We start from the raw sequence: 24,291 nt of genomic DNA on the forward strand, positions 1-24,291 counted from the left end.
AAGAAACCCACCGGACGGGGGTGGGGCCCTCCCCGAAAAAAACACCCCCCCCCCCCCCCCCCCCCCCCCCCCCCCCCCCCCTGTCCCCCCCCCCCCCCCCCCCCCCCCCCCCCCCCCACTGCAGGGCTCCGGGCCGCCGGTCAGCTACATCCGGTGACGGTGACCTTGTTGTGGGCGCCGGGATCCCCCAGCACGGTGTTGGACGGCGTGCTGCGGACCACCGAGCAGGTCCCGCCCTCGACCGTGATGGTCTTGTTGCGGACGCCCGGCTTGAAGAGGTAGAGCGGAGCCTGGACGGCCCCCGGGGCGACGGACCGGGACAGTCCCTTGCCGACGAGCTGGATGAGCCGGCTGTCGGACTTGGTGCCGCCGGCCCAGGAGACCAGGCCCTGGTTGTAGCGGTCACCGGAGTTGCTCACGACCTTGAGGCCGTCCGCGACGAGCTTGCTGCCCGAGCCGTAGTCGCCCCATCCCATCTGCACGGGCGCCCCGTTGTGGTTGTGCAGCACGGTCGTGTTCCTGACGGTCAGCGTCCCGTTGTAGATCTTGAAGGTGTCGTCCCACGTGTCGAAGTACGAGTTCTCCACCACCGACCCGTCCCCGCCGCCGAAGCCGTCGGAGTTGTTGTTGCTGGCGTCGCGGTCGTCGATGACGCGCATGCCGGAGGCCAGCACCTTGGCCCGCTTGGCGAGGATGTGGTAAAAGCGCGGGTCGAGCGAGGTGAAGTCCTTCAGCGTCAGGTTGATCTTCGCGTCGGTGGAGATCGCCGCGAAGGCAGGGTCCTTCACGTGGCTGCCGTCACCCACCAGTCTGGACGTCTCGGCGTTCTCGCCCTGGATGGTCAGCGGGGCGGTGCGCGTGGAAGGGATCAGGAAGTTGCCGCGGAGGGTGACGCCCGCTGCAATCACGATCTTGTTCCAGGACGACGGCACCGTCAGACGCCCGATGGTCGCGTCGGAACGGTAGGTCGCCACTCCGCCGGCCACCACGGGCCCGCCGGCCGGGTGCTGGGTGGGCGTGCCGGCGAGGGCCACGGTACCGACGGCGACCACGCCGGCGCCGGCTACGAAGGCACCCGCCGTCTTGAGCCGGCGGTGGGAACTGCGGTTGTGTCGTGTCACGGGAAGCCTTCCGTTGGGGGTGAGACAGCGGGCGGACGAGGCGCCGACCGCCTTGGCGGACGACACTCCGCAGGACCCGGCCGGGTTTCACCTCGCGGCCCATCGCGCCATGTGCCCGGCGGCGGTGGAGCCGCCGACCGTCCCGCCGTGGCCGGACAAGCGGGGCTACACTCGCCGGGAACCTTGTTCGACCAGCCGCACGGTGACGTCGAGCGGTGGGCGGGGAGGCGACGCTTTTCGCAGGTCGCTACGAGGGGCACATCGGGCCATCGCCCAGAGGGGGAGGTAACGCGCCCATGGCGCAGCACCGAATGAGCGGAGCACTCCATGGCCGGTTTCGCCTGAGCGGCAGCCGTCTGTGGATGGCCGCCGCGGTCGGAACGCTCGGCCTGCTCGCCGTGGCCCTGGTCGGGCTCTTCGGCCGCTCCGTCGGACCTCCTGAGCCGCCCTCGCTGGTAGCACCGGCGCCGAGTCCACCGGCGGCGGCATCCTCGCCCGGGGACGGTGAACCTCCGACGGGCGACGAGACGTCGCCCGGTGGGGCGGCCGGCCGGCCCTCCCCTTCGGCCCCGGCCACGAAGCCGCCGTCACCGTCCACCCCGTCCACGGGGGTCGGCACACGAGCCCCCGGCGCTCCTCCGACGGCCACCCCGGGCGGCGGGCTCCAGGCGGAGGGCGCAGCCGGGGGACAGTCCCAGGTACTCGCCCGGGGCGATCAGGGGCCACAAGTGCTCGACCTGCAACAGCGCTTGCGTGAGGCAGGCATCGACACGGCACCGCTCAACGGTGTGTACGACCAGCCCACGGAAGCCGCCGTCCAGAACTACCAGGCACTCCGGCACATCAAGACCGACCCCGAAGGGGTGTACGGCACCGCGACCAGACAGTCCCTGGAATCGGAGACCTGAGGACGGGTCTCACCACGCTTCGTGGGGAGAGGCGGCGCCACCCGGTGCACGGCGCCGAGGCGCGGGCTCCTGCGGGCCGAGCCGCATCTCCACGCGCGCTCCGCCGTGCCGGCCGCTGCCGATCACCAGCCGGCCTCCCGAGTTCTCGGCCGCCCGCGCCGCGATGTCCAGCCCCAGCCCGCTCGACTCGCCCCCACTCAGACCACGCACCTGAGCCGTCTCGGCCGCCGTGATACCCGGCCCCGCATCCTCCACCACCAGGGACGGCACACCGTCCAGCAGACCTGCGTACACTTCGCATCCGCTGCCCGCCGGGGTGTGCTGGAAGACGTTGCCCAGGAGGGCGTCCAGCGCCGCCACGAGGTCCTCCTCGGAAAGGTCGATGCCGACCGGACCCGGGTCGATCGTCACCGCGCACGGTCTGCCCTGGGCGTGCGCCAGCGCCTCCCAGAAGGGCATCCGGGCTCCCACGACCGCCGCCAGATCGCTGTGCCGCGTCACGGTCGCCGCCGTGTCCGCCGACCCCGCGCGCGTGCGGCCGATCAGGTCGGTCACCTCGCGATCGAGCGTGGTCACCGCCGCGCGCAGCCGGTCGGCCTCCCGTCCCTCGAACAGGTCCAGGTCCAGCTTGAGCGCGGTCAGCGGAGTGCGCAGCCGGTGCGAGAGGTCGGCCGCGAACTCCCGTTCCGCCTGCATCAACCCGATGATCCGGTCGGCCATCGTGTTGAAAGCGGTGGCAACCTCCCGCACCTCGCGGGGTCCACCGACCCGTACCCGGACGCCCAGCTCGCCCCGGCCGACGGCGACCGCCGCCCGCACCAGGTCGGCGGACGACCGGACCAGGCGGCGGGAAATGCGGTCCGCTCCCATGACCGCGATCAGGGTCAGCGCGGCGACAGCCGCCGCCAGCACCGCCCACGCGACCGCGACACCGGCCGTCTGCTCGTCCTCCCGCACGAGCGACTCCACCACCGCGGTGCGCCCCTCGGGCAGCCCGACCGGCAGCAGCAGCACCTCCTGCCCGTCCGTTGTCCGGGCACGGAACGCCCGGGACCCCTTGACGGCTTCGCGAACGGCGGATTCCGGAGCAGGGCAGCGCCCCACCACATCACCGTCCGGCAGTCGGACGCATGTGGAGGCCGAGTCGTCACGCGTACTCCGCCAGGCGGCCCGTACCGCGCCGGGGTCGCGGGTCGCCGCCAGGACGGCCACCAGCACCGCGGCCCTGCGCTCGGACAGTTGCTGGGCGCGGTCCACGGCCTGCTGCCGGGCCGCACAGGCCAGCGGGAGGGCGAAGGCGAGCGTGGTGAGCAGAGCGATCCCGAGGGAGAGGCGTACCTGCCAGGTCCGAAGCGTCATGCCGACGGCGCCACCAGTCTCAGCCCGACGCCGCGGACGGTCTGCAGACAGTCGGGAGAACCGCCGCTCTCCGCGAGCTTCCGGCGCAGCCAGTAGACGTGGACGTCTATGGCGCGGTCGTAGACGTCGCTTCCGCGCCAGACCTCGGTCAGCAGCTCGCGGCGGGTGACCACGGCGCCCTGGCGCCGGGCGAGATAGGCGAGCAGGTCGAACTCCCGCCGGTTGAGTTCCAGCTGTGAGTCACCGAAGCGCACCTGTCGTTGCGTCATGTCGATGACGAGGTCGCCGACGTGCAGCGTGTCCGGAGGGGCCTGTCCCGAGCGACGGAGGACCGCGAGCACCCGGGCGGCGAGCTGCTCTCCGGAGAACGGTTTCACCAGGTAGTCGTCGGCGCCGTCACGCAGCAGCCGGACGATCTCCTCCTCGTCGCCGCGCGCCGTGGCGATGATGACCGGCACCCGGCTGACCGCGCGCATCATCTTCAGCACCTGTCCGCCGTCGAGGTCGGGCAGCCCCAGGTCCAGGACGACGAGGTCGGGATACTGGGGGACGAGCCGGCGCATCAGATCCATCGCGGTGCCGACCGCGGTCACGGAGTAACCGGCCGCCGTCAGGGATCGGGTGAGCGCGTCACGGACGAGCGTGTCGTCCTCGACGATCAGAACCGTGGGCATGCGGTCACCGTAGGCCAGACGTGCGGCGCGCGGGGTGCGCTGCCGGAATTGCTCAACGTCTGTCCCGCCAGGCGTAGACGAGCACGCGACGGACATCGAGCTCTGCGTTTCTCCGATGCCGCAGGGCCTGCGGGGCCATGGCCCGGCCCAATGCCGTCCGCCTTGCGTCACCGGGACGACTCGCAGGAACCACCCAGATCTGACAGCCCTTGACCGCGCGGTCGGCGTCGAGGCGCAGGGTCGGGATGCAGACCTCCCACAGCAGGAGGGGCAGCACGCCGTCATGCCGTATCGGCTGCTTACTCACCGGCTGGCCCGCTCGGGTCATCTGCCGCCTCTCCCCGTCGCGCCGAGCGGCACTTCGCCGCTGACTTCGCTGTTCGGCACGCCGTCCTGAACGAGCACGTCGGCAAGACGGCGCCGACCACGCGCCAGCCGGGTCTTCACCGTCGCTTCGGGGACGCCGAGCCGTTCGGCGATGTCGCGGACCGGGAGGTCGAGCAGGTGGTGCATGACGAGAACCTGGCGGTATTTCACCGGCAGGGTGCGTATCCCCTCCACCACGAGGACCGTGTGCTCGTCGGCCGGCGGTTGGGACGCCGGAGGCCCCAGCCGCGCCATGGCGGCCCTGGCACGCCTGGCCTGACGCATCCGGGTGCAGGCCAGGTTGTGGGCTACACGGCGCACCCAGGCGTAGGGGGCGTCGTACGCCCGGATCCGGTCCCAGCGTACGACCGCGCGGGAGAACGCCTCCTGGGTGCAGTCCTCGGCTGCGTGGGTGTCGCCGGTGATGAGGTACACGTGCCCGACGACCCGTCGGAATGTGGTGGCGTAGAAATGCTCGAACTGCGCTGTGTCGCTCACCGAGGCTCCTTACGTACGGCCTTTCCTGGGCGGTGGATCGCCACGAGCCGTTGTGGCGGCCCGGTCCCTTTCCGGGGGCTGAGGGGCGAAGGGACCGGACCGTTGGGCCCTCCACGGTGAGCGAGGCGTCAGGCGCTGCTCGGGCACCGTGGAGGGGATCCGCGGACGATCACCGTCCGAGGCAGATCTTGTCGAGCCGCGCGGCCGAAAGCCATGTGTTCCCAAGTCGGGAACACCCCGCAGTGCCTCAGAAAACGCTCAGTTAACGAAACCCGTCGGCAGCGCTGTCCTCGGCGGGCGGTTCCGGCGGAAGCGGGCGGGAACGAGGCGTCCCGGTCTCCGATTCCAGGGGAGAGCGGTTCCGCGGGGGTGCCTGCGGCGGGCAGCAGGCAGGTCCTGGCGACACCGCGCCCATGGTCACCAGGAAGGCGGCGGCCATCGTGCCCGCCGCCGCGGATCGGATCCATCTGTGGGTGCGGGCATCGGGCATGAGGACTCCCTCGTGTTTTCCGGCGACAGTGACCCGCAACCGGCTGCAAGGCTGCGGATGCGGGCCTGTGGGAACGACCGCGCCGATCAGGAGGCGGCTGCCGTGTCGCCGGCCGTCGGCGCGGTCGTTCAGGGATGACACCCCGCACTGAGCGGGTTGGTTTCCCTCGGCGTACCGGCGGCTGATCTCCTCGGAGAGCCTCATTCGTCCGCTGAACGGTCGTGCCCGGCGCTGCGTCAAGCCCGGCTTTCGACTGCGGCAACGCGGCGTTGGACGGCCGCGGCGCTGTTGCCGGACCTGCGGCTCGCCCTCGATGATCGGCCGGCGTGGGCACAGGCGCGTCATTGAAGCGGTGCGCGTGCCTCACGCGCGTGCCGCGACCCGCGGCTGGGGGATGCGTAGGGTCGCGGCACGCCGGTGTTTCTTGGCACGCAAGGTTTTTGTGACAACGCCTTCCGCAGCTGCGCAAGCGCGGGTATGGCCGGCTGACGTGTCCGTACATGCCGCCTGCCATCCGGGCGAACGCCGGATCCGATTGAACAATCTCGGTCCGGCCCCCGTACTCGTGGGGGACAGGCTGGTAGGGGTTTCTGGGGGCACCGGTACCCGTAGCGACTGGCACGAGGACTCTTCCACGGACGAGGTCCCGGCGGCCGGTTGCGCTAGCCAGAGGACGTCATGACAGGCAAGCGAGTAAAAGGCAAGTACCGCAAGTACCGGATCGCCGGTGCGGGCCTCGTCGGCGCCGGATTGATCGCCGGCTCCTTGGCCGCGGCGGGCGCGTTCGCGGGCGAGAGCAGCGACAAGGCCGCCGTCGGCCACGTGGATGCGGCGCAGACCATCGTGTGCCCTTCCGTCCAGGGCAAGCTGCCGGGGATCCCGGCGCAGGCCCAGGACGAGGTCACGAGGAATCTCCTACTTCTCGACAAGCAGCTCGGCGAGGCCAACGACCGGCTGGCGCGCTCCCAGGGCGAGGGTGGCCCCAACTTCGTGCGCAACGCGATCCTTGGCCCCCTCGAGAGCAAGCGCACCGCTGCCCTCAACCGCATCGAGACGGCCATCGGCCGCGTGGCCACGAAGCCGGAGGGGCTCGAGAAGCTCGCGCCGTGCAGCCTCAGTGGTGAGGGCGGGGCCGGCGAGGCCGCTGGAAGCACTGGTGAGGCGGGTGGTGCGGGAGCGACTGCCGCCGGAGCCACGCCGACCGTCAGCTGCCCGGACGTGGCCGGCAAGGTGCCGAGCGACATCCCCGCGGCCGCACGGGACGGCGTCAGCCGCGAACTCACCAACCTGGAAAAGGAGATCACCGAGGCCAACGACCGGCTGGCGCGCTCCCAGGGCGAGGGCGGCCCCAACTTCGTGCGCAATGCCATCCTCAACCCCCTGAAGAACAAGCGGAAGTCGGTCATCGGCCGGATCGAGATCGACATCCGGCGAGAGGGCGGTACACCACCGGCTGGGCTGGAGGAACTGGCGGAGTGCCGGTTGAGCAGCTGACGGGCGGCACCTTCGGTCGACCTCCGAGGGCGGAGGGGCGCCTGGTAACGCCCTGACCGACAGGTGCGGCTCCCCACGCCGGCGATCACCGGCGTGGGGAGCAACTGCCCTGACCGGAGGATGTGACGCAGGCGAAAATTACTGGTCCAACCAGTTGACCACTGTTGCGGGTGGGTGGAGGCCATGCGCCATGGCAGAAGAGCGCATTCGGCGGGAAGCGGTCTCCGACCAGCTCTTCTCGCTGCTCAGGGACCGCATCCTGAGCGGGGCCCTGGCCGCCGGTTCCGCCCTGACGGCGGAGCGGGAGCTGGCCGCGGAATTCGGGGTCAACCGGCACGCGGTGCGTGAGGCGATGAAACGCCTGCAGCAGGCCAGGCTGGTCGAGGTGAGTCATGGCGGCCGCACCATGGTGCTGGACTGGCGGCACACCGCAGGGCTGGACCTGGCCGTGCAACTGGCCGAGACGGCCGAACCGTTGGACTCCTACGACTTGAGCCGTGACGCCCTGGAGATGCGGGCCTGTATCGGCGCGGACGCCGCCCGTCTGTGCGCGGCACGCTGCTCTCGGGAGCAGGCCGAGGCCATCGAAGCGGCGGCGGCCACGTACGCGGAGGCGGGTCCGGATCTCGCCGCACTCGGGACGGTGGACGTCGCGTGGTGGCGGCTGATCGTCCAGGGCTCCGGCAACCTCGCCTACCTGCTGGCCTTCAACAGCCTCGTGGGTGGCACGCTCGCCGCCGGTGAAGTGCCGCCCGACCGCCGCGCCGAGGAACTGCTCGACGTGGCGGCCCATCTACGGCTCGCCGAGCTGATCGCGTCGCGGGACGACGAGGGCGCCGAGCACCTGGCACGGCGGTTGCTCTCCCGTAGCGTGCCGGCCGTCACGGAGAGGAGGGCGGGCTGAAATGACCCCCGCCGTCGTGTACGCGATACCGTTCTTCGTCCTGCTGGTCGTCGTGGAGGCGCTGTCGTACCGCGTCCTCCCCGATGACGAGGAGCGCGGCTACGAACTGCGCGACACGGCCACCAGCATGTCCATGGGCGGGGGCAGCCAAGTGATCGGACTGCCGTGGAAGGCGCTCGCGGTCCTGGCGTACGCCGCCGTCTGGAGCCTGGCTCCCTGGCAGTTGCCGGCCTCCTCGGCGTGGATGGGGTTCCTGCTGTTCTTGTCGACGACCTGGCCTACTACGCCTTTCACCGCGCTCACCACCGTGTCCGCGTCCTGTGGGCGAGCCACGTGGTCCACCACTCCAGCCTGCGTTCTCCTGCACACCGAACGGGTCGACAAGCTGTGGCGCCCCGTCGAGTGGCTCTTCAACACCCCGTCGCACCACCGCGTCCATCACGGCTGCAACAAAGCCCACCTGGACCGCAGCTACGGGGGCATCCTCATCGTCTGGGACCGCCTCTTCCGCACCTTCGAGCCCGAAGGCGAGAGGGTGGTGTACGGGCTGACCAAGAACATCGACACCTGCAACCCGCTGCGCGTCGCCTTCCACGAGTACGCGGCCGCCTGGCGTGACGTACGCCGCGCCCGGCGCTGGCGCGACAAGGCGGGGTATCTGTTCGACCCTCCCGGGTGGACGCCCGGAGCGGGGGTGTGAGATGCCGCCGCTGCTTGTGGCCTACGCGGGACTCGTCCTGTTGAACCTGCTGGGCGTCGGTCTTCACCAGGAACCACTGGAGTGGCTCACCAAGCCGCTGCTCGCTCCCGTGCCCGCCCTGTACCTGGCGGCGCACGCACCGGGATCATCCCTTCGTGCTGGCCGCACTGGCCCTCGCGACCGCCGGTGACGTGGCCCAGCTGCTGCCGGGCACCGGCGCCTTCGCGGCTGGTACCGCCTGCTTCCTGGGAACCCAGGTCTGTTATGCGACCGCCTCCTTCCGGCAAGGCGCTGCCGCATATCCGCGAGCGCGACCGCTGTTGGCCTTGGGCTGTTTCGCCCTGTGGACCGCGGCCAACGCGGTTCCCCTTCCCCAGCTGGGCCCCTTGGCCTGGGTGGTCGCGCCCTACAGCGGAGCCTTGTTGACCATGGCGGCGAGCGCCTGGGGCATGGGACCGCGGGCCGCCTGGGGAGGAGCGGTGTTCGTGCGCTCGGACCTGCTGGTCGGGCTCGGGGAAGCGGGGGTGGAGTTCACCGGCCGCCCGGTCCTGGTCATGGTCACCTATGCGGCGGCGCAGTTTCTCCTGGTCGACGCCTTCGCCGGCGCGTGGCCGGCACGGGAGGTGGAGAACACCGCGGGACGGAACGCCCACCGATCCACCTTTCCCGCGGCCGGCTCCGAAGGAGGGGCCGGTGGACGCTGAAGCCGTCCGGCGCTGCCGGACTGTCGTCCCGGTTCCTTTCCTCCGGGCCGGAGACGGGAACACGGCACCGGTTCGTTGAAACCCCGCACGCGGCTGCGGAGTGTGCTCAGCAGGATGGGCCGGGCCCGCTATGGCGGGTGTGATCGCCCTCGCCGGCGCCTGCTCCTGTGCGCCGTACGACCCGCGAGCGAGAGTGGTGTGAGAAGCATGGAGAACGCCGGCCGCTACCGCATGCTGACGCAGATCGGTGCAGAGCCCGACCTGGTGCACTGGCTGGCGCGTGACACGCAGACCCGACGGCCTTTGTACGCGGTGCAGGTGGAGGTGGCAGACGGCACGGACGACACGGTGATCGACGCCCTGGCGAAGCGGTGCTTCGCACGCAGCGCCGCTCTGATGTCACCCAGGGCCTGCGCGGTCGCCCGAACGGTGGCGGTGGTGAGGAAGGGGCAGTCGCTCTGTCTCGTGGAGGAGCGGCCCCCTGGCTGCCATCTCGCGGACTTCCTCAACCGGTACAGGCCCTCTGGGCCCGAGATCGCGAGTATCGCACTAGCCTTGCTGGGTGTCCTGTCCGACGTCCATGCGAAGGGGTTCGCGTGGGGATACACAGCCGCCCAGCAGGTCTGGGTGCAGGCGGACCTGTCGGTCGTACTCTCGGGATCTGGTGTCGCGGATTTCATCGCTCTGGGATGGGTTGCCCAGCATCCGTCGCGGCTCCGCTTCGCGCCCGAGCTGAGCCCGCTGACGGATGCCGCACCGTCCGCGGACATGTGGGCCCTCGGCAACCTCATGGTCGGCATGCTGGCCGGTGTCCCCAACCCGTTGGCAGGTCGGCCAACGGACGGTGACGTGCCGTCTGCGGACCTCGATCGTCTCCTCACGGGACACGCACGCGCCTTCTCCCCGCTCGTCCATGGACTTCTGCGCCGTGAAACGAAGATCCGGCTGACGGAGCCGATCGTCCGTCGTGCGCTTTCCCGCATGGCCGGCCGGCGGCCGGCCGAATCATATGTGTCCGGCGGCGGGACCGAGACAGCGTGTGTGCCGGGTACAGATGTACCTCTGCCACCTCCTCCGGACTATCCGCCCGGCTCATCATTGGCCGCCCGAGCCCGGCAGGACTCGCGGCGGGGAAGACACCGCCTGCCGAGATCGCTCCATCCTGTGACTGCCCGGCTCCCGAAATGGTGAACAGATGCGGCCGGCGTCGACGGGACGGGACGAACGCGGTGCGGTCGGTGAGCCCGCGGCGCCAGCTCCCACCCCGGAGCGTCCACGGTCAGATCGTCGAGCGCTGAAACCGCGGCGAGGGCCGAGGAGTGTCCCGTATCAGGTGGATCACGGCTCTACCGGAGGCGGATGGCAATCATGGATGCCCCATCGATCGGTTTTCAGTGTCTGGCGAATCGCATCGTGCTCACACAGAGCCTGGGCGAGAAGGCAGGTGTCGCGCAGTGGTCGGCTCATGAGAGTGGTTCCGGGCGTCCGCTGTACGTTCTGCAGGTGCGTGTCCCCGAGCGCGCCGGAGATATCGATCGTGTCGCGGTCGATTATCTCAAGCAGAGCATCCATCTCCAGTCCGCCTACCCGGATTCCTTTCCTCGTAGTGTTGCCGCTCTGCGGGACGGCGCATTTCTGTGGCTGGTGGAGGAGAGGCCCCCGGGAACACACCTGGGGGAACTCGTCGTCCGGGGCGGACTGTCACATCCGGAGATCGCCGAGATCGGACTCGGCGTTCTGGAGGCGCTGTCTCGGGCGCACGCCAAAGGGGTGGTGCGCGGATATATCTCTGCCCGACAGGTGTGGGTGGACGAGTCCGGTTCGGTCACTCTCTCCGGGACCGGTTTCGGCGCCTTGCTGACTTCTGGGTGGATGTTGGGACGCTCTGTTTCACCGAGTTTCGCTCCAGAGGTACGACCTCTCGTCCCGCTACGGCCGAGCGCCGACATGTGGGCGCTCGGCAGAATCCTCAACTTCGCTCTCATCGGCCTGCGGGGTGATGTGCGACCGTTCGCCCCACTCCTGAGCGGCCTGCAGAGAGAGGACGCGCACAGCAGGATCACGGGCCCCATGGTCCGACGGCTCCTGCTGCGCCTCCTGCGCGGGAGGCCGCCGGCAGTGAACTGCGTATCACCAGCCGACCCTCTCCTGCATGTACCTGCATGGTGTGGGGGGCGCCCGCCGGGCACAACGGTGCTGCATGGCATTTCTCGCTGACAACGCTTGAAAGTGATACCGATAACGCTCCCTTAACGGGGCACCGGTATCGGCTCCATTCTGGTCGGCGGCCGACGCGAAGCGCTGAATATCCTCAACTGTTCATTTCTCATCCTCACTCTTGCTGGGCCGGTTCAGGTGCCCTACCTTGCTTCGCGTGGGAGCGCTTCCATGGCGGACTCGAAATGCGGTCTTCAGGGCCGAAGACCCGCCCTCGCGACATGAATCGACAGATGGGACACCCGCACTTATGAGCCGTAGAAGATCAGCGGTACTCGCTGCCCTGGCGCTGGTCGCCGGGGCCTCGGGAACCGCGCTCACGGCCGCCCCGGCCAGCGCCGGCGCGACCTCCGTCCCCTGCACCGTCGACTACAAGGTGCAGAATCAGTGGGGCAACGGCTTCACCGCCGCCGTCACCGTGACCAACAACGGCGCCGCCAAATCTGGTTGGTCGGTGAAGTGGTCCTACGCCGGTGACCAGAAGATCACGGGAGGCTGGAACGCCAAGCTGGGCCAGAGCGGCGCCGCCGTCACCGCCGTCAACGAGTCGTACAACGGCACGCTCGCCAACGGCGGCTCGGTCAGCTTCGGCTTCAACGCCTCGTACAGCGGCACCAATGCGATACCCGGCACCTTCACCTTGGACGGCGTCACCTGCAACGTCGACGACGGTGGCAGCGGTGGTGGCGGTGGTGGTGGAGGCGGCGGTGGCACCGGCAACCGCGTCGACAACCCCTACACCGGAGCCAAGGTCTACGTGAACCCGGAGTGGTCCGCCAAGGCCGCCGCCGAGCCGGGAGGCAGCCGTGTCGCCGACCAGCCCACCGGGGTCTGGCTGGACCGCATCGCCGCGATCGACGGCGTGAACGGCGGCATGGGCCTGCGCGACCACCTCGACGAGGCGCTCAGGCAAAAGGGCGACGGCGACGAGGTCGTCCAGCTCGTCGTCTACGACCTGCCCGGCCGCGACTGCGCCGCCCTCGCCTCCAACGGCGAGCTGGGCCCGACGGAGATCGACAAATACAAGGCGCAGTTCATCGACCCGATCGCGCACATCCTGTCCGACCCGAAGTACGCATCCCTGCGCATCGTGACCACCATCGAGATCGACTCGCTGCCCAACCTGGTCACCAACACGGGAAGCCGGCCCACCGCCACCCCGCAGTGCGAGACCATGAAGTCCAACGGCAACTACGTGAAGGGCGTCGGCTACGCCCTGGCCAAGCTCGGCGCCATCCCCAACGTCTACAACTACCTCGACGCGGCCCACCACGCCTGGCTCGGCTGGGACGACAACTTCGCACCCACGGCCCAGCTCTTCTACCAGGCGGCCAACGCCGAGGGCGCCACCGTCGACGACGTGGCGGGCTTCATCACCAACACGGCCAACTACAGTGCCCTGAAGGAGGACAACTTCTCCATCAACGACTCGGTCAACGGCACCTCCGTGCGCCAGTCGAAGTGGGTGGACTGGAACCGGTACGTGGACGAGTTGTCGTACGCACAGGCCTTCCGCAACCAGCTCGTCTCGGTCGGCTTCAAGCCCGGCATCGGCATGCTGATCGACACCTCCCGCAACGGCTGGGGCGGCGCCGCCCGGCCCACCGGCCCGGGCCCGAGGACGAGCGTGGACGCCTACGTCGACGGCGGCCGCTACGACCGGCGCATCCATGCCGGCAACTGGTGCAACCAGTCCGGCGCCGGCCTCGGTGAGCGCCCGCAGGCCAACCCGGAGCCCGGGATCGACGCCTACGTGTGGATGAAGCCCCCGGGTGAGTCCGACGGCTCCAGCAGCGCCATCCCGAACGACGAGGGCAAGGGCTTCGACCGCATGTGCGACCCGACCTACACGGGCAACGCCCGCAACGGCAACAGCATGTCGGGCGCCCTGCCCAACGCGCCGCTGTCCGGGCACTGGTTCTCCGCCCAGTTCCGGCAGCTGATGCAGAACGCCTACCCGCCGCTGTCGTAGGACGGGACGGCTCCCGGCCGCAATGCTTCATGTGATCCGTCAGGGCCCGATCGCTTCCCAGAGGGCCGGGCTCTGACGGCTCCTGGCGTGCGGCCGCCCACATTCAACCCTCCGGCGGCCAGCCGGCCGCCTACTCGACATCGGCGCAGCGACGTACGGCAGGAGGCCGACCGATCTTGACCACCACATCACCGGCATCGCGGGTCCGGACGATCCCGCGTGCCGCGACAGCCATCGGGATCACGATTCTGCTGGCTCTTGGTGCCACACTGACGAGACCATCGCCCTCCGAGGCCGCTTCCGGCGTCTGCGCGGTCGACTACACCGTCAGTCCGTCGCCCGGTGCCTACACCGCGCAGATCAAAGTCACCAACCTCGGCTCGCCGGTCAGTTCCTGGAAGCTGGCCTGGACGTACAGCTCCGACGAGCACGTCACCGCTGCCTGGAACGCCACGGTCGCCCAGTCCGGGAACGCGGTCACCGCGGCCAACGCGGCCTGGAACGGCGATCTCCCCACCGGTGCGTCCGTGAACTTCGGCGTGCAGGGCACCGGAACCGCGAACCTTCCGCCCAGCCACTTCGTGTTCAACGGGGCTTCCTGCGACGGCCCGGACGGCCCGGGTGATCCGGACCCGAGCGGTTCGCCGACGCCCACCGATCTGCCCAGCGGCCCGCCCCCGGCCGACTGCGGCGCCGCAGTCGTCTGCTCCGGCTTCGAGGACCAGTCCGGCCCCGTGCCCACCGGCACCTGGCAGGTGCTCAGCCCCGACTGCCACGGCGACGGCACCGCCTCGATCGACACATCGGTCGCGCACGGCGGTACGCGTTCGCTGCGCATCGACGGCCGCGCCGGCTACTGCAACCACGTCTTCGCCGCCACCACCGCCGACGTTTCGGACATCGGCCCCGTGCTCTACGCACGGCTCTGGGTCCGTCACACCACCGCGCTGCCCTCCTCGCACGTCGCCGCCATCACCCTGGCGGACGCCCACGACGGCGGCAAGGACCTGCGCATCGGCGGCCAGAACGGCGCCCTGCAGTGGAACCGGCAGTCCGACGACGCCACCCTCCCCGTCCAGAGCCCGGCCGGAGTGGCCCAGTCACGGCCGCTGCCCACCGGGAAATGGGTGTGCCTGCGCTTCCGCATCGACACCACCAAGCAGTCGGCCGACACCTACGTGGACGGCGTGGAAGTGCCCGGCCTGCATCTGGACGGGGCCCCGACCCAGGACATCGACAGCCAGTGGCTGAGCCGCACCACACCACCACGTCCGACCACCCTCCGCCTGGGCTGGGAGAGCTACGGCGGCGGTGACGACACACTGTGGTACGACGACGTCGCCGTCGGACCCGAGCCCATCGGCTGCTGAACGTACCGGAGGTCCGGTGTGATGCATGACCTCGAGTCTGCCGAGGCGAGTGCCGAACGTCTCATCGTGCCGACCGCGGCCTTGATATGCCGGTTCAACGAAGTCCGTTGTACGGATCAGGCCGCCCCTGACAATGTGCAAGACCAAGTCCGGGCGTGGACACCACCACGGTCACGGCGGACGACGTCCCAAAGTGATCAGGTGCCTTCTCATGCGACTGGCGCGCCGTCAGAGAAGTCAGCGGCCGGTCAGTGCGAGTCCTCAGGTACCCGGCGACAGCTGACCACACATGCGAAACGTTGTAGCCTTCGAACATCGCCCTTGACCTGCAAAAAGCAGGCAGGGAGCAGACAAACCGGGAGTTCTCTCATGTTTCGTACAGTATTCAAGTCCAAGATCCACCGCGCCACCGTCACCCAGGCCGACCTGCACTACGTGGGATCCGTGACGATCGACGCCGACCTGCTCGACGCCGCCGACCTGCTGCCCGGCGAGCTCGTGCACATCGTCGACATCACCAACGGCGCCCGGCTCGAGACGTATGTCATCGAGGGCGAGCGCGGTTCCGGGGTCGTCGGGATCAACGGGGCCGCGGCCCATCTCGTCCACCCCGGGGATCTGGTGATCATCATCAGCTACGCTCAGGTGACAGATGCCGAGGCGCGGGCGCTGGAGCCGCGGGTCGTGCACGTGGACCGCGACAACCGGATCGTGGCCCTGGGCGCCGACCCGTCTGAGCCGGTGCCGGGCTCGGACCAGGAACGCAGCCCGCAGGCCGTACCGGCCTGATCCGCCGAGTCACCCGGAGCGTGCCCATGAGCGACATCGAGATCCGCGACGACCGGGCGGCCGGCCGCCTGGAAGCCGTCGTCGGCGGCGCGGACGGCGAAGTCGCCGGCCGCATCGAGTACTTCGTCCTCGAGTCGCCGGGGCGCGCCCTGGTCCCCGTGCACACCATCGTCGAGCCGGCCCACGAGGGGAAGGGCATCGCGGGCTCGCTGGCGAGCGAGCTGTACGTGATCGCCGCGCGCGAGGGCGTCGCCGTGGCGCCGCTGTGCCCGTACGTCGTCAAGTGGGCCGAACGCCACCCCGACCAGGCCCCGGCCGCCGCGCCGGAACTGCTGCGGGCGGCCAAGAAGTGGCTGGCGACGCATCCGGGACGCTTCTGATCCGCCGCGCGGGCCGGCCGTGGCCGGGGTGCACGCCGGCGTTCGGGCCCACCTGGGCCCTTTCCGTCCCGCGCGTGGGTGAGTGGCGGCGCGGCCGTCGGGTAGGCGGGGGAGTAGTCCAGAGCCGACGTCGACCGACTGGCCGGAGGACACGATGACCGAGCCGTACCCCGATCCCGTTCCGCCGGGACCCGCGCCGGACCCGGAGCCCACGACCCCGGACCCTTACCCGTCACCGGTCCCGGCCCCGGAGCCGCCGCCCGGGCCGGCGCCCACGCCCCCGGCGCCGGGTCCGCCGCCGGGCCCCCGCCCGGTCCCGGAGCCGTCGCCGTCCCCGATCCCGCCCGGCCCCGAGCCGGTTCCGAATCCTGAGCCCGGGCCGCCGTTGAGCTGAGCCGAGCCGAGGGGGACTGGTCCGACCACGATGGTCGGACCGGTCCCGCCTCGGCCGTCACGCCTCGGCTACGCCTCGACCTCCGACCGGTCCCCGCCCCACAGCGTGTGGAACGAGCCCTCCCGGTCCGTGCGCCGGTAGGTGTGCGCGCCGAAGAAGTCCCGCTGGCCCTGGGTGAGCGCGGCGGGCAGGCGGTCGGCGCGCAGGGCGTCGTAGTAGGCGAGGGCCGCGGCGAAACCGGGGGTCGGCACGCCCTGGCGGGTCGCGGCGATCAGGACCTCGCGCCAGTCGTCCTGCGCGTCGGCGATCTCCCGCGCGAACGTCTCGTCGGACAGCAGGCTCGGCAGGTCGGCGCGGGCGTCGTACGCGGCGCGGATGCGGTCCAGGAAGGCCGCGCGGATGATGCAGCCGCCCCGCCAGATCGCGGAGACCGCGCCCAGGTCGATGTCCCAGCCGTACTCCTCGCTGCCCGCCGCGATCTCGTGGAAGCCCTGCGTGTACGACACGATCTTCGACGCGTACAGCGCCTGCTCCACCCGGTCGGCGAACGCGGCGGCCTCCGACTCGCCCATCGGCGACGCCTTCGGGCCGGCCAGCCCCCGCGAGGCCTCGCGCAGCTCCGCGTGGCCGGACAGGGAGCGGGCGAAGACCGCCTCGGCGATCCCGGACACCGGCACACCGAGGTCGAGGGCGATCTGGACGGTCCAGCGTCCGGTGCCCTTCTGCTCGGCCTGGTCGACCACCACGTCCACGAACGGCTTGCCGGTCGCCGCGTCCACGTGGGACAGCACCTCGGCCGTGATCTCGATCAGGTAGGAGTCCAGGCGGCCGCGGTTCCAGGTGCGGAAGATCTCCGCGATCTGGGCGGGGGAGTACCCGGCGACGTCCCGCAGCAGCTGGTACGCCTCGCCGATCAGCTGCATGTCGGCGTACTCGATGCCGTTGTGCACCATCTTCACGAAGTGTCCGGCGCCATCCGGGCCGACGTGCGTGACGCAGGGCGCCCCGTCGGCCGCCTTCGCGGAGATCTTCTCCAGCATCGGGCCCAGCGAGTCGTAAGACTCCTTCGGCCCGCCCGGCATGATGCTCGGCCCGTGCAGCGCGCCCTCCTCACCGCCGGAGACGCCCATGCCCACGAAGTGGATGCCCTGCTCGCGCAGTTCACGCTCCCGGCGCCGGGTGTCGGCGAAGTGCGCGTTGCCGCCGTCGATGATCATGTCGCCGGGCTCCAGCAGCGGCGCGAACTCCCGGATCACCGCATCGGTCGGCTCCCCGGCCTTCACCATGACGACCAGGCGCCGCGGCCGCTCCAGCGCCGCCACGAACTCCTTCGCGGTCTCGGCCCCGACGAAGTCCCCCTCGCTCCCGAACTCCTCCAGCAGGGCGTGCGTGCGAGCCGCAGTCCGGTTGTGCACCGCGACCGTGTATCCGTTGCGGGCGAAGTTGCGGGCGAGGTTGCGGCCCATGACCGCGAGACCCGTGACGCCGATCTGCGCTGAACTGCTCATTCGGTTGGCTCCTCGAGGATCCTGTATTCGGTGTTGCCGGTCTTGCCCGCCAAGTATTGCCGCACGCACATCCTGGCCTGCGGGGAGGCCGACCGCACGTACCGGCCGTTCGTGGCTTCCCCCAGATACGCAACGCGGGCCCCACTCGCCTCAGCCGGTTCGCAACCGGGGTCGATTTCCGGGCGCTCGGGCGGCAGACCGGCCGAATTCCCGTCTTGTCATGGCCTGTTCGCGGCGCTTACTTTTGGCCCTCCTGACGCAGTCGTAGGGGGCTTTTCATGGCCGTACGCGGCCGGCACCGCCGGTATCAGCCGAACAGGATCAACCGCGCCTCACTCACCGTCACCGCGGGCGGCGCCGGTATGGCGCTCCCGCTGATCGGCACCGGCACCGCGCACGCCGCCGACGTGGCCACCTGGGACAAGGTCGCCGCGTGCGAGTCCACGAACAACTGGCACGTCAACACCGGCAACGGGTTCTACGGCGGACTGCAGTTCACCCAGTCCACCTGGGAGGCGTACGGCGGCGCGAAGTACGCTCCGCGCGCCGACCTGGCCACCAAGGACCAGCAGATCGCCGTCGCGGAGAAGGTACTGGACGGACAGGGCCCCGGCGCCTGGCCGGCCTGCTCGCCGCGGGCCGGATTGACCAGGGGCGGTGACACGCCCGACGTCCACGTCCTCGGCGGCGCCAGCGGACCGTCGCAGGCGCAGCAGGCCTCCGGCACCGGCAAGAAGACCTCCGACGTGCGGCCGCAGACCACGCCCCAGTCCCGGGCGGGCACGGCGGAGATGTACACCGTGGTCCGCGGCGACACCCTCTCCACGATCGCCGAGACCGAGCACGTCGAGGGCGGCTGGCAGCGGCTGTACGCCGGCAACCGCCGGACCATCGGCTCGGACCCCGACCTGATCCTGCCCGGCCAGCGGCTGAACCTGGACGCCAAGGCCGCGCCGGCCACGCACACCAGCCGCGGCGGGACCAAGTCCCCGGCGAAGAAGCCGAAGAAGGCGTCACCGGCCACCGAGCACAAGAACACCGCCGGCCACTCCCTGGTCGCCCCGGTGAGCGGCCACATCGGCACCGGGTACCGGGTGGCCGGTTCCTCCTGGTCGAAGGGCTACCACACCGGCATCGACTTCCCCGTGGGCACCGGCACGTCGGTGAACGCGGTCGCGGCAGGCCACGTGGTCACCGCCGGTTGGGGAGGCGCGTACGGCTACCAGGTCGTCATCCGGCACGCCGACGGCCGCTACACCCAGTACGCGCACCTGTCGGCGATCTCCGTGAGGGCCGGGCAGAGCGTGAGCGGCGGCCAGCGCATCGGACGTTCCGGGGCCACCGGCAACGTCACGGGCCCGCATCTGCACTTCGAGGTGCGGACGGGGCCCGGCTTCGGTTCGGACATCGACCCGCTCGCCTATCTCAGGGCCGGTGGCGTCAGGATCTGACGCGCACCCGGCGCCGGTCCAGGGCCGGCAGGACCGGCAGCATCGGGATGTAGATGCCCCCGTAGAAGGGGCCGTCGTAGCGGTGGCCCACACCCACCGCGGCTTCGTCGGCCCCCTCGGCCGCTACGACTCCCTCGGCCTGTTTCTCCCCGAGCGCGATCTCCTCGCGCAGCGGGGTTTTCACCGACCGCCCGGGAAGCACGGCGAGCAGTTCCCCGGCGAGCAGTCCCTCCGCGGGCAGCGGCGGTTCGGGCAGCCGGGGCTCCGCCGGCCGCGGTTCGGGCAGCGGCGCCTCCGTTTCGGCGGAGGTGCGCGTCAGGCGCTCCGTCGTCAGCAGGATCAGGCCGCCGGCCGCCACCACGCCGCAGCTCAGAGCGAGCGCGGTGCCCGTGGTGCCGTACCGGAACGTCTCGCCGAACATCGTGATGCCGACCGCCGCGGCCACCACCGGGTTCACCACCGTCAGGGTGGCCAGCGGGGCCGCCAGACCCGCGCCCCGGTAGGAGGCCTGCGACAGCAGCACGCCCGCGGTGGCGAAGACGCCGATCAGGACCAGGGTCGGCAGCTCGGCCAGGGACCTCTCGTCGGACCAGTCGACCGCCACGGTCTTGGTGAACACCGACGACATGCCGAAGGCGACGCCGGACGCGGTGGCGAGCAGCATGCTGCGCACCGCCGGGTGCCGGTGGGCGGCCCGGCCCGCGATCATCAGCGCCACGACCGCGCCGCCGGACACCGCCGCCACGGCCACCCGCTGCGCGGTGCTCAGCGACTGCGCCTCCGAGGCGCCGACCAGCGACAGCAGCCCGGCCAGGCCCGCGGTCGCCATGATCGCGCCGCGCCAGGCGGCCGAGCCGGCCCTGCGGCCGACGAACAGCGCCGCCATGGGCAGCGCGAACACTATGGTCAGCGCGCCCAGCGGCTGCACCAGACTCAGCGGCCCGTAGGCGAGGGCCACCACGTGCAGCAGACCGCCCAGGCCGTTCAGCGCGACCGCCGCCCACCAGCCCGGCCGGCGCAGCGGCGCGTACTGCCGGTCGGGAGAGGACACCGCGACGTGCTCCTGCACGATCGCCCCGCCCGCGTACGCGACGGCGGAGACGAAGGACAGCAGCACGGACAACGCGAGGGCGCTCATGAGCTGCTCCTCTGCGTGGGGCGGGGGCGGTGACCCCTGCGCGACGAACGGTCGGCCATCATGAACAACACGATGCCGTCTCCGGCGCTTCCCGTCGTCGTCCCTGAGCACGCATTGGGTCCTACTGCCGATGGAGTACGAATCGGACCCCGTCCTCCCTCAGGTGGGTGACACCAGGTGGCAGCCCCCTGGTGGCGTCCCCTAAGGGCCTTGGTACTACTGCGTGTCGTGGACCTCGACCCCGGACTCGCCGCCCTCCGCCCGCTCGGCGGCTACTTCGTCCTGCGCGCGGGCGGACCACCGCCCGGGGCGCCGGTGCCGCTCGCCGACGTCTACGCGAACCGGCCGGCACGGCCGGCGGATACCCACGGAGGTCACCGAGATCACGGAGGTCACCGAGACGCCCTGGGCTTCCGGGTCGAGAAGGTCGGGGGCGCGCTGCGTGCCCCCGAGCCCCGGGTCGCCGCCTCGGTCGCCCAGCAGGGGCTCGCCGCCCGGCTGTGGTCGGTGACGCTGGGCTGCGCCGCCCTGTACGGGCGCATCCCCGACCCCGACCCGTGGCTGCTGCACTGGGACCCCGCCGCGGGCGTACCCGACGACCTGTGGCTGCGGGAGGTGCGCCCGCTGCCCGCCGACCCGGCGACCGTCGCCGACGCCGTGCTGCACGCCCACCTCGAACCGCTGGCTGACGCGCTGCGCGCCCGCCACCGGATCGCGTCCGGCCTGCTGCGCGGCAACGCGGCCTCGGCCCTGGCGGGAGCCGCCCGGCAGCTGGACCGGTGGGCACGCGCCCACGGCCGCGCCGACGCGGCGGCCCGCGTCCGCTCCCTCACCGCCGGCCTGCTCGCCCACCCCCTGCTGGCCGGGACCGGCACCCTGACCGGGACCGTCTTCCGGCGGCGGAGCTGCTGCCTGTACTACCGGGTACCCGGAGCCGGCGTGTGCGGTGACTGTTGTTTCCCACGAGCCCCGCGCTCTTCCGCACGCGGCACCTCATGAGTGACCATGAACGGGACCGGCCGCTGAGACCAGGGGGTTGCGGGTGCGAGTGGGACTGCTGACCCGGGAGTACCCCCCGGACGTGTACGGCGGCGCGGGTGTCCACGTCGAGTTCCTCGCCCGGGAGCTGGCCTCCCTGGTGGACCTGGAGGTGCACTGCTGGGGCGAGGGCCGCGGCGTGGGCGTCGTACGCCACCGCTCCTGGGCCGCCCTCGACACCGCCAACGACGCCCTGCGCACCTTCTCGGTGGACTTGGCGATGGCGGCCGCCGTCGAGGGCCGCGAGCTGGTGCACTCCCACACCTGGTACGCCAACCTCGCCGGCCACCTCGGCAAGATGCTCTACGGCATCCCGCACGTGATGACCGCCCACTCCCTGGAGCCCCTGCGCCCCTGGAAGGCCGAGCAGCTCGGCGGCGGGTACGCGCTGTCCGGCTGGGCCGAGCGCACCGCGATCGAGGCGGCCGACGCGGTGATCGCGGTCTCCGGCGCGATGCGCGACGACATCCTCGCCTGCTATCCGGCCCTCGACCCGGCCCGGGTCCGCGTCGTGCACAACGGCATCGACACCACGCTCTACCGGCCTGACCACGGCACCGACGTCCTGGACCGGATCGGCCTCGACCGCGGTCGCCCGTACGTCCTCTTCGTCGGCCGCATCACCCGGCAGAAGGGCGTCCCGCACCTGCTGCGGGCGGTACGCGACATCGACCCGGCCGCGCAGGTGGTGCTGTGCGCGGGCGCCCCGGACACGCCCGAGATCGACCGGGAGTTCCGCGACCTGTTCGCGGAGCTGAGCCGGGTGCGCGAGCACGTGCACTGGATCCCGCAGATGCTGCCGCGCCCCGAGGTGATCCAGCTGCTCACGCACGCCGCCGCGTTCGTCTGCCCCTCGGTGTACGAGCCGCTCGGCATCGTCAACCTGGAGGCGATGGCCTGCGGCACGCCCGTCGTCGCCTCCCGGGTCGGCGGCATCCCCGAGGTCGTGGAGGACGGCGCGACGGGGGTACTCGTCTCCCTGGGCGACGACTTCGAGGCGGACCTCGCGCGGGCGCTGGACTCGGTACTGGGCGACCCGGAGGCCGCGCGGCGGATGGGCGAGGCCGGGCGGCAGCGCGCGGTGGGCGAGTTCGGCTGGGACGCCGTCGCCCGGCGCACGGTCGGGCTGTACGAGGAGATCCTGAAGCAGGACCGGAGGAGTTCCTGAAGCAGGACGAGGAGTTCCTGGAGCAGGACCGGAGGAGGTCCCGCTCCAGGACCCGAAGACATCCTGAAGCAGGACCCGTAGCCGGAATGAGCAGGACCCGAAGCCGGAACAGAACGGCGGGAAGATCCTCGAACAGGCTTACTGCGCCCTGCTCAGGGGCAGGCATGGGTCAACCGGTGTGAGGGGAGCGGCCATGCGTCGTGGTGGTCCTTCGGTGCTCGGAATCGTCCTGGCGGGCGGAGAAGGCAAGCGTCTGATGCCGCTGACCGCCGACCGCGCCAAACCCGCGGTCACCTTCGGCGGCACGTACCGTCTCGTCGACTTCGTCCTCTCCAACCTCGTCAACGGCGACATCCTGCGCATCTGCGTGCTCACGCAGTACAAGTCGCACTCGCTGGACCGCCACATCACCACGACCTGGCGGATGTCCAGCCTGCTCGGCAACTACGTCACGCCGGTCCCGGCCCAGCAGCGCCTCGGCCCGCGCTGGTACCTGGGCAGCGCCGACGCGATCCTGCAGTCCCTGAACCTGGTCTACGACGAGCAGCCCGACTACGTGGTGGTCTTCGGCGCCGACCACGTCTACCGCATGGACCCGCGGCAGATGCTGGCCCAGCACATCGACAGCGGCGCGGGCGTGACGGTCGCCGGCATCCGGGTGCCGCGCACCGAGTCGTCGTCGTTCGGCGTGATCAGTCCGGGTTCGGACGGGCAGACGGTGGAGCGCTTCCTGGAGAAGCCCGCCGACCCGCCGGGTCTCCCGGACGACCCGGAGTGCGTGTTCGCGTCGATGGGCAACTACATCTTCACCACCAAGGCCCTCATCGAAGCCCTGCAGCGGGACGCCGAGGACGAGAACTCCGTCCACGACATGGGCGGCTCCATCCTGCCCCAGCTCACCGACCGCGGCGAGGCGCACCTGTACGACTTCAGCGCCAACCACGTGCCCGGCGAGACCACCCGCGACCAGGGCTACTGGCGGGACGTAGGCACCCTCGACGCCTACTACGACGCCCATATGGACCTCATCGCCGAGCGGCCCGCCTTCAACCTGTACAACCGCCAGTGGCCCATCTACACCCACTCCAACCAGCTCTCCCCGGCCCGCTTCAACGCCGGCGGCATCGCGAGCGAGTCGATCATCAGCGCCGGCTGCCTGATCCGCGGGCAGGTCACCCGGTCGGTCCTGTCGCCGGGCGTCGTGGTCGACCCGGGCGCGGTGGTGCAGGGCTCGGTACTGCACGACAACGTGCACATCGGGCGGGGCGCGATCGTGCGCGGGGCCGTCCTCGACAAGAATGTCGAGGTCCCGCCCGGCGCGACGATCGGCGTCAACCCGGAGCGGGACGCCGAGCTCTACACCGTCTCCAAGGGCGGCGTGATCGCGCTGGGCAAGGGGCAGCGGGTCCCGTAGGCCCGGTGGAACCCCGCTCCGCGCGGTCGCCGGTGCCACGGTCGGCCCGCACCCGTCGGAGTGGGGTTCGTCACCCCGTGCCGCCCCTCCGGCGCCGGAGCCACGCCCGCCGACCACGTAGGTCACCACAGGTACTTCACGAGTCCCGCCCCTTCCGGAGGGGCCGGACTTAATCTGGTGTTAACTGTGCGTAGCCTGATCGTACTTGACCGTAATCACGGTGAGGGGTTGACT

The 24,291-nt window shown here is 70.9% G+C and carries 20 protein-coding genes and 2 pseudogenes; 16 read left to right on the plus strand and 6 right to left on the minus strand.

What is annotated here, in order from left to right; all coding sequences use genetic code 11:
* Positions 1–140: 140 nt before the first annotated feature.
* A complete protein-coding gene (locus ACZ5GT_RS35700; RefSeq protein ID WP_469034817.1) occupies positions 141–1,121 on the minus strand; it encodes a hypothetical protein in 981 nt (326 codons plus the stop codon).
* A 728-nt stretch (positions 1,122–1,849) separates the two neighbouring features.
* Here ACZ5GT_RS35700 and ACZ5GT_RS35705 point away from each other — a divergent pair.
* On the plus strand, positions 1,850–2,029 hold the full coding sequence (locus ACZ5GT_RS35705) for a peptidoglycan-binding domain-containing protein (protein ID WP_469034820.1): 180 nt from the start codon (positions 1,850–1,852) through the stop codon (positions 2,027–2,029).
* A gap of 9 nt (positions 2,030–2,038) precedes the next feature.
* Here the strand turns inward: ACZ5GT_RS35705 and ACZ5GT_RS35710 are convergent, their stop codons facing one another.
* The 3 genes from ACZ5GT_RS35710 to ACZ5GT_RS35720 form a co-directional block, all read right to left on the minus strand.
* Entirely contained in the window at positions 2,039–3,388 is a 1,350-nt protein-coding gene (locus ACZ5GT_RS35710) for a sensor histidine kinase (protein WP_469034822.1), read from the minus strand.
* Entirely contained in the window at positions 3,385–4,062 is a 678-nt protein-coding gene (locus ACZ5GT_RS35715; RefSeq protein ID WP_469034824.1) for a response regulator transcription factor, read from the minus strand. Before ACZ5GT_RS35715 ends, ACZ5GT_RS35710 begins: the two co-directional genes overlap by 4 nt.
* A gap of 324 nt (positions 4,063–4,386) precedes the next feature.
* Positions 4,387–4,926 (minus strand): RNA polymerase sigma factor, encoded by a 540-nt coding sequence (locus ACZ5GT_RS35720; protein WP_469034827.1) that lies wholly within the window; start codon positions 4,924–4,926, stop codon positions 4,387–4,389.
* Positions 4,927–6,094: 1,168 nt separating this feature from the next.
* On the opposite strand from ACZ5GT_RS35720, the gene ACZ5GT_RS35725 reads away from it, so the two are divergent.
* From ACZ5GT_RS35725 to ACZ5GT_RS35775, 11 genes and pseudogenes are all read left to right on the plus strand, one after another.
* The gene (locus ACZ5GT_RS35725) at positions 6,095–6,910 is read left to right on the plus strand and encodes a hypothetical protein (protein WP_469034829.1); all 816 of its coding nucleotides are present in this window, start codon (positions 6,095–6,097) and stop codon (positions 6,908–6,910) included.
* A 190-nt stretch (positions 6,911–7,100) separates the two neighbouring features.
* The gene (locus ACZ5GT_RS35730; protein ID WP_469034831.1) at positions 7,101–7,814 is read left to right on the plus strand and encodes a FadR/GntR family transcriptional regulator; all 714 of its coding nucleotides are present in this window, start codon (positions 7,101–7,103) and stop codon (positions 7,812–7,814) included.
* Between the two features lie 165 nt (positions 7,815–7,979).
* Positions 7,980–8,141: pseudogene (locus ACZ5GT_RS35735) on the plus strand (hypothetical protein); the annotation flags it as partial.
* A complete protein-coding gene (locus tag ACZ5GT_RS35740; RefSeq protein WP_469034889.1) occupies positions 8,077–8,514 on the plus strand; it encodes a sterol desaturase family protein in 438 nt (145 codons plus the stop codon). The pseudogene ACZ5GT_RS35735 and the gene ACZ5GT_RS35740, both read left to right, overlap by 65 nt.
* A gap of 146 nt (positions 8,515–8,660) precedes the next feature.
* Positions 8,661–9,218: pseudogene (locus ACZ5GT_RS35745) on the plus strand (lysoplasmalogenase family protein); the annotation flags it as partial.
* A 207-nt stretch (positions 9,219–9,425) separates the two neighbouring features.
* A complete protein-coding gene (locus ACZ5GT_RS35750; protein ID WP_469034834.1) occupies positions 9,426–10,409 on the plus strand; it encodes a serine/threonine-protein kinase in 984 nt (327 codons plus the stop codon).
* A gap of 168 nt (positions 10,410–10,577) precedes the next feature.
* The gene (locus ACZ5GT_RS35755; RefSeq protein WP_469034836.1) at positions 10,578–11,435 is read left to right on the plus strand and encodes a protein kinase family protein; all 858 of its coding nucleotides are present in this window, start codon (positions 10,578–10,580) and stop codon (positions 11,433–11,435) included.
* 250 nt (positions 11,436–11,685) lie between these two features.
* Positions 11,686–13,407: a glycoside hydrolase family 6 protein gene (locus tag ACZ5GT_RS35760; protein WP_469034838.1), complete on the plus strand. Its 1,722-nt coding sequence runs from the start codon at positions 11,686–11,688 to the stop codon at positions 13,405–13,407.
* Between the two features lie 173 nt (positions 13,408–13,580).
* Positions 13,581–14,777: a cellulose binding domain-containing protein gene (locus ACZ5GT_RS35765; protein WP_469034891.1), complete on the plus strand. Its 1,197-nt coding sequence runs from the start codon at positions 13,581–13,583 to the stop codon at positions 14,775–14,777.
* A gap of 369 nt (positions 14,778–15,146) precedes the next feature.
* The gene (gene panD, locus ACZ5GT_RS35770) at positions 15,147–15,566 is read left to right on the plus strand and encodes an aspartate 1-decarboxylase (RefSeq protein WP_469034840.1); all 420 of its coding nucleotides are present in this window, start codon (positions 15,147–15,149) and stop codon (positions 15,564–15,566) included.
* 26 nt (positions 15,567–15,592) lie between these two features.
* The gene (locus tag ACZ5GT_RS35775; RefSeq protein ID WP_469034842.1) at positions 15,593–15,946 is read left to right on the plus strand and encodes a GNAT family N-acetyltransferase; all 354 of its coding nucleotides are present in this window, start codon (positions 15,593–15,595) and stop codon (positions 15,944–15,946) included.
* A 462-nt stretch (positions 15,947–16,408) separates the two neighbouring features.
* On the opposite strand, the gene gndA is transcribed toward ACZ5GT_RS35775, so the two are convergent.
* Positions 16,409–17,848: an NADP-dependent phosphogluconate dehydrogenase gene (gndA, locus tag ACZ5GT_RS35780; protein ID WP_469034846.1), complete on the minus strand. Its 1,440-nt coding sequence runs from the start codon at positions 17,846–17,848 to the stop codon at positions 16,409–16,411.
* Positions 17,849–18,126: 278 nt separating this feature from the next.
* On the opposite strand from gndA, the gene ACZ5GT_RS35785 reads away from it, so the two are divergent.
* Positions 18,127–19,299, plus strand: coding sequence for a transglycosylase family protein (locus ACZ5GT_RS35785; RefSeq protein ID WP_469034848.1), 1,173 nt, complete (start codon positions 18,127–18,129; stop codon positions 19,297–19,299).
* Here the strand turns inward: ACZ5GT_RS35785 and ACZ5GT_RS35790 are convergent.
* The gene (locus ACZ5GT_RS35790) at positions 19,289–20,437 is read right to left on the minus strand and encodes a DMT family transporter (protein ID WP_469034851.1); all 1,149 of its coding nucleotides are present in this window, start codon (positions 20,435–20,437) and stop codon (positions 19,289–19,291) included. The two genes, ACZ5GT_RS35785 and ACZ5GT_RS35790, sit on opposite strands and share 11 nt — an antisense overlap.
* 228 nt (positions 20,438–20,665) lie before the next feature.
* Here ACZ5GT_RS35790 and ACZ5GT_RS35795 point away from each other — a divergent pair, with 228 nt between their 5' ends.
* The 3 genes from ACZ5GT_RS35795 to glgC all read left to right on the plus strand — a co-directional run bounded on the left by ACZ5GT_RS35795 (position 20,666) and on the right by glgC (position 24,057).
* On the plus strand, positions 20,666–21,436 hold the full coding sequence (locus ACZ5GT_RS35795; RefSeq protein ID WP_469034892.1) for a (2Fe-2S)-binding protein: 771 nt from the start codon (positions 20,666–20,668) through the stop codon (positions 21,434–21,436).
* Positions 21,437–21,479: 43 nt separating this feature from the next.
* The gene (glgA, locus tag ACZ5GT_RS35800) at positions 21,480–22,643 is read left to right on the plus strand and encodes a glycogen synthase (RefSeq protein ID WP_469034853.1); all 1,164 of its coding nucleotides are present in this window, start codon (positions 21,480–21,482) and stop codon (positions 22,641–22,643) included.
* A 193-nt stretch (positions 22,644–22,836) separates the two neighbouring features.
* Entirely contained in the window at positions 22,837–24,057 is a 1,221-nt protein-coding gene (gene glgC / locus ACZ5GT_RS35805; protein WP_469034855.1) for a glucose-1-phosphate adenylyltransferase, read from the plus strand.
* Positions 24,058–24,291 lie beyond the last annotated feature (234 nt).

It is taken from the genome of Streptomyces sp. NPDC031340 (assembly GCF_055569945.1).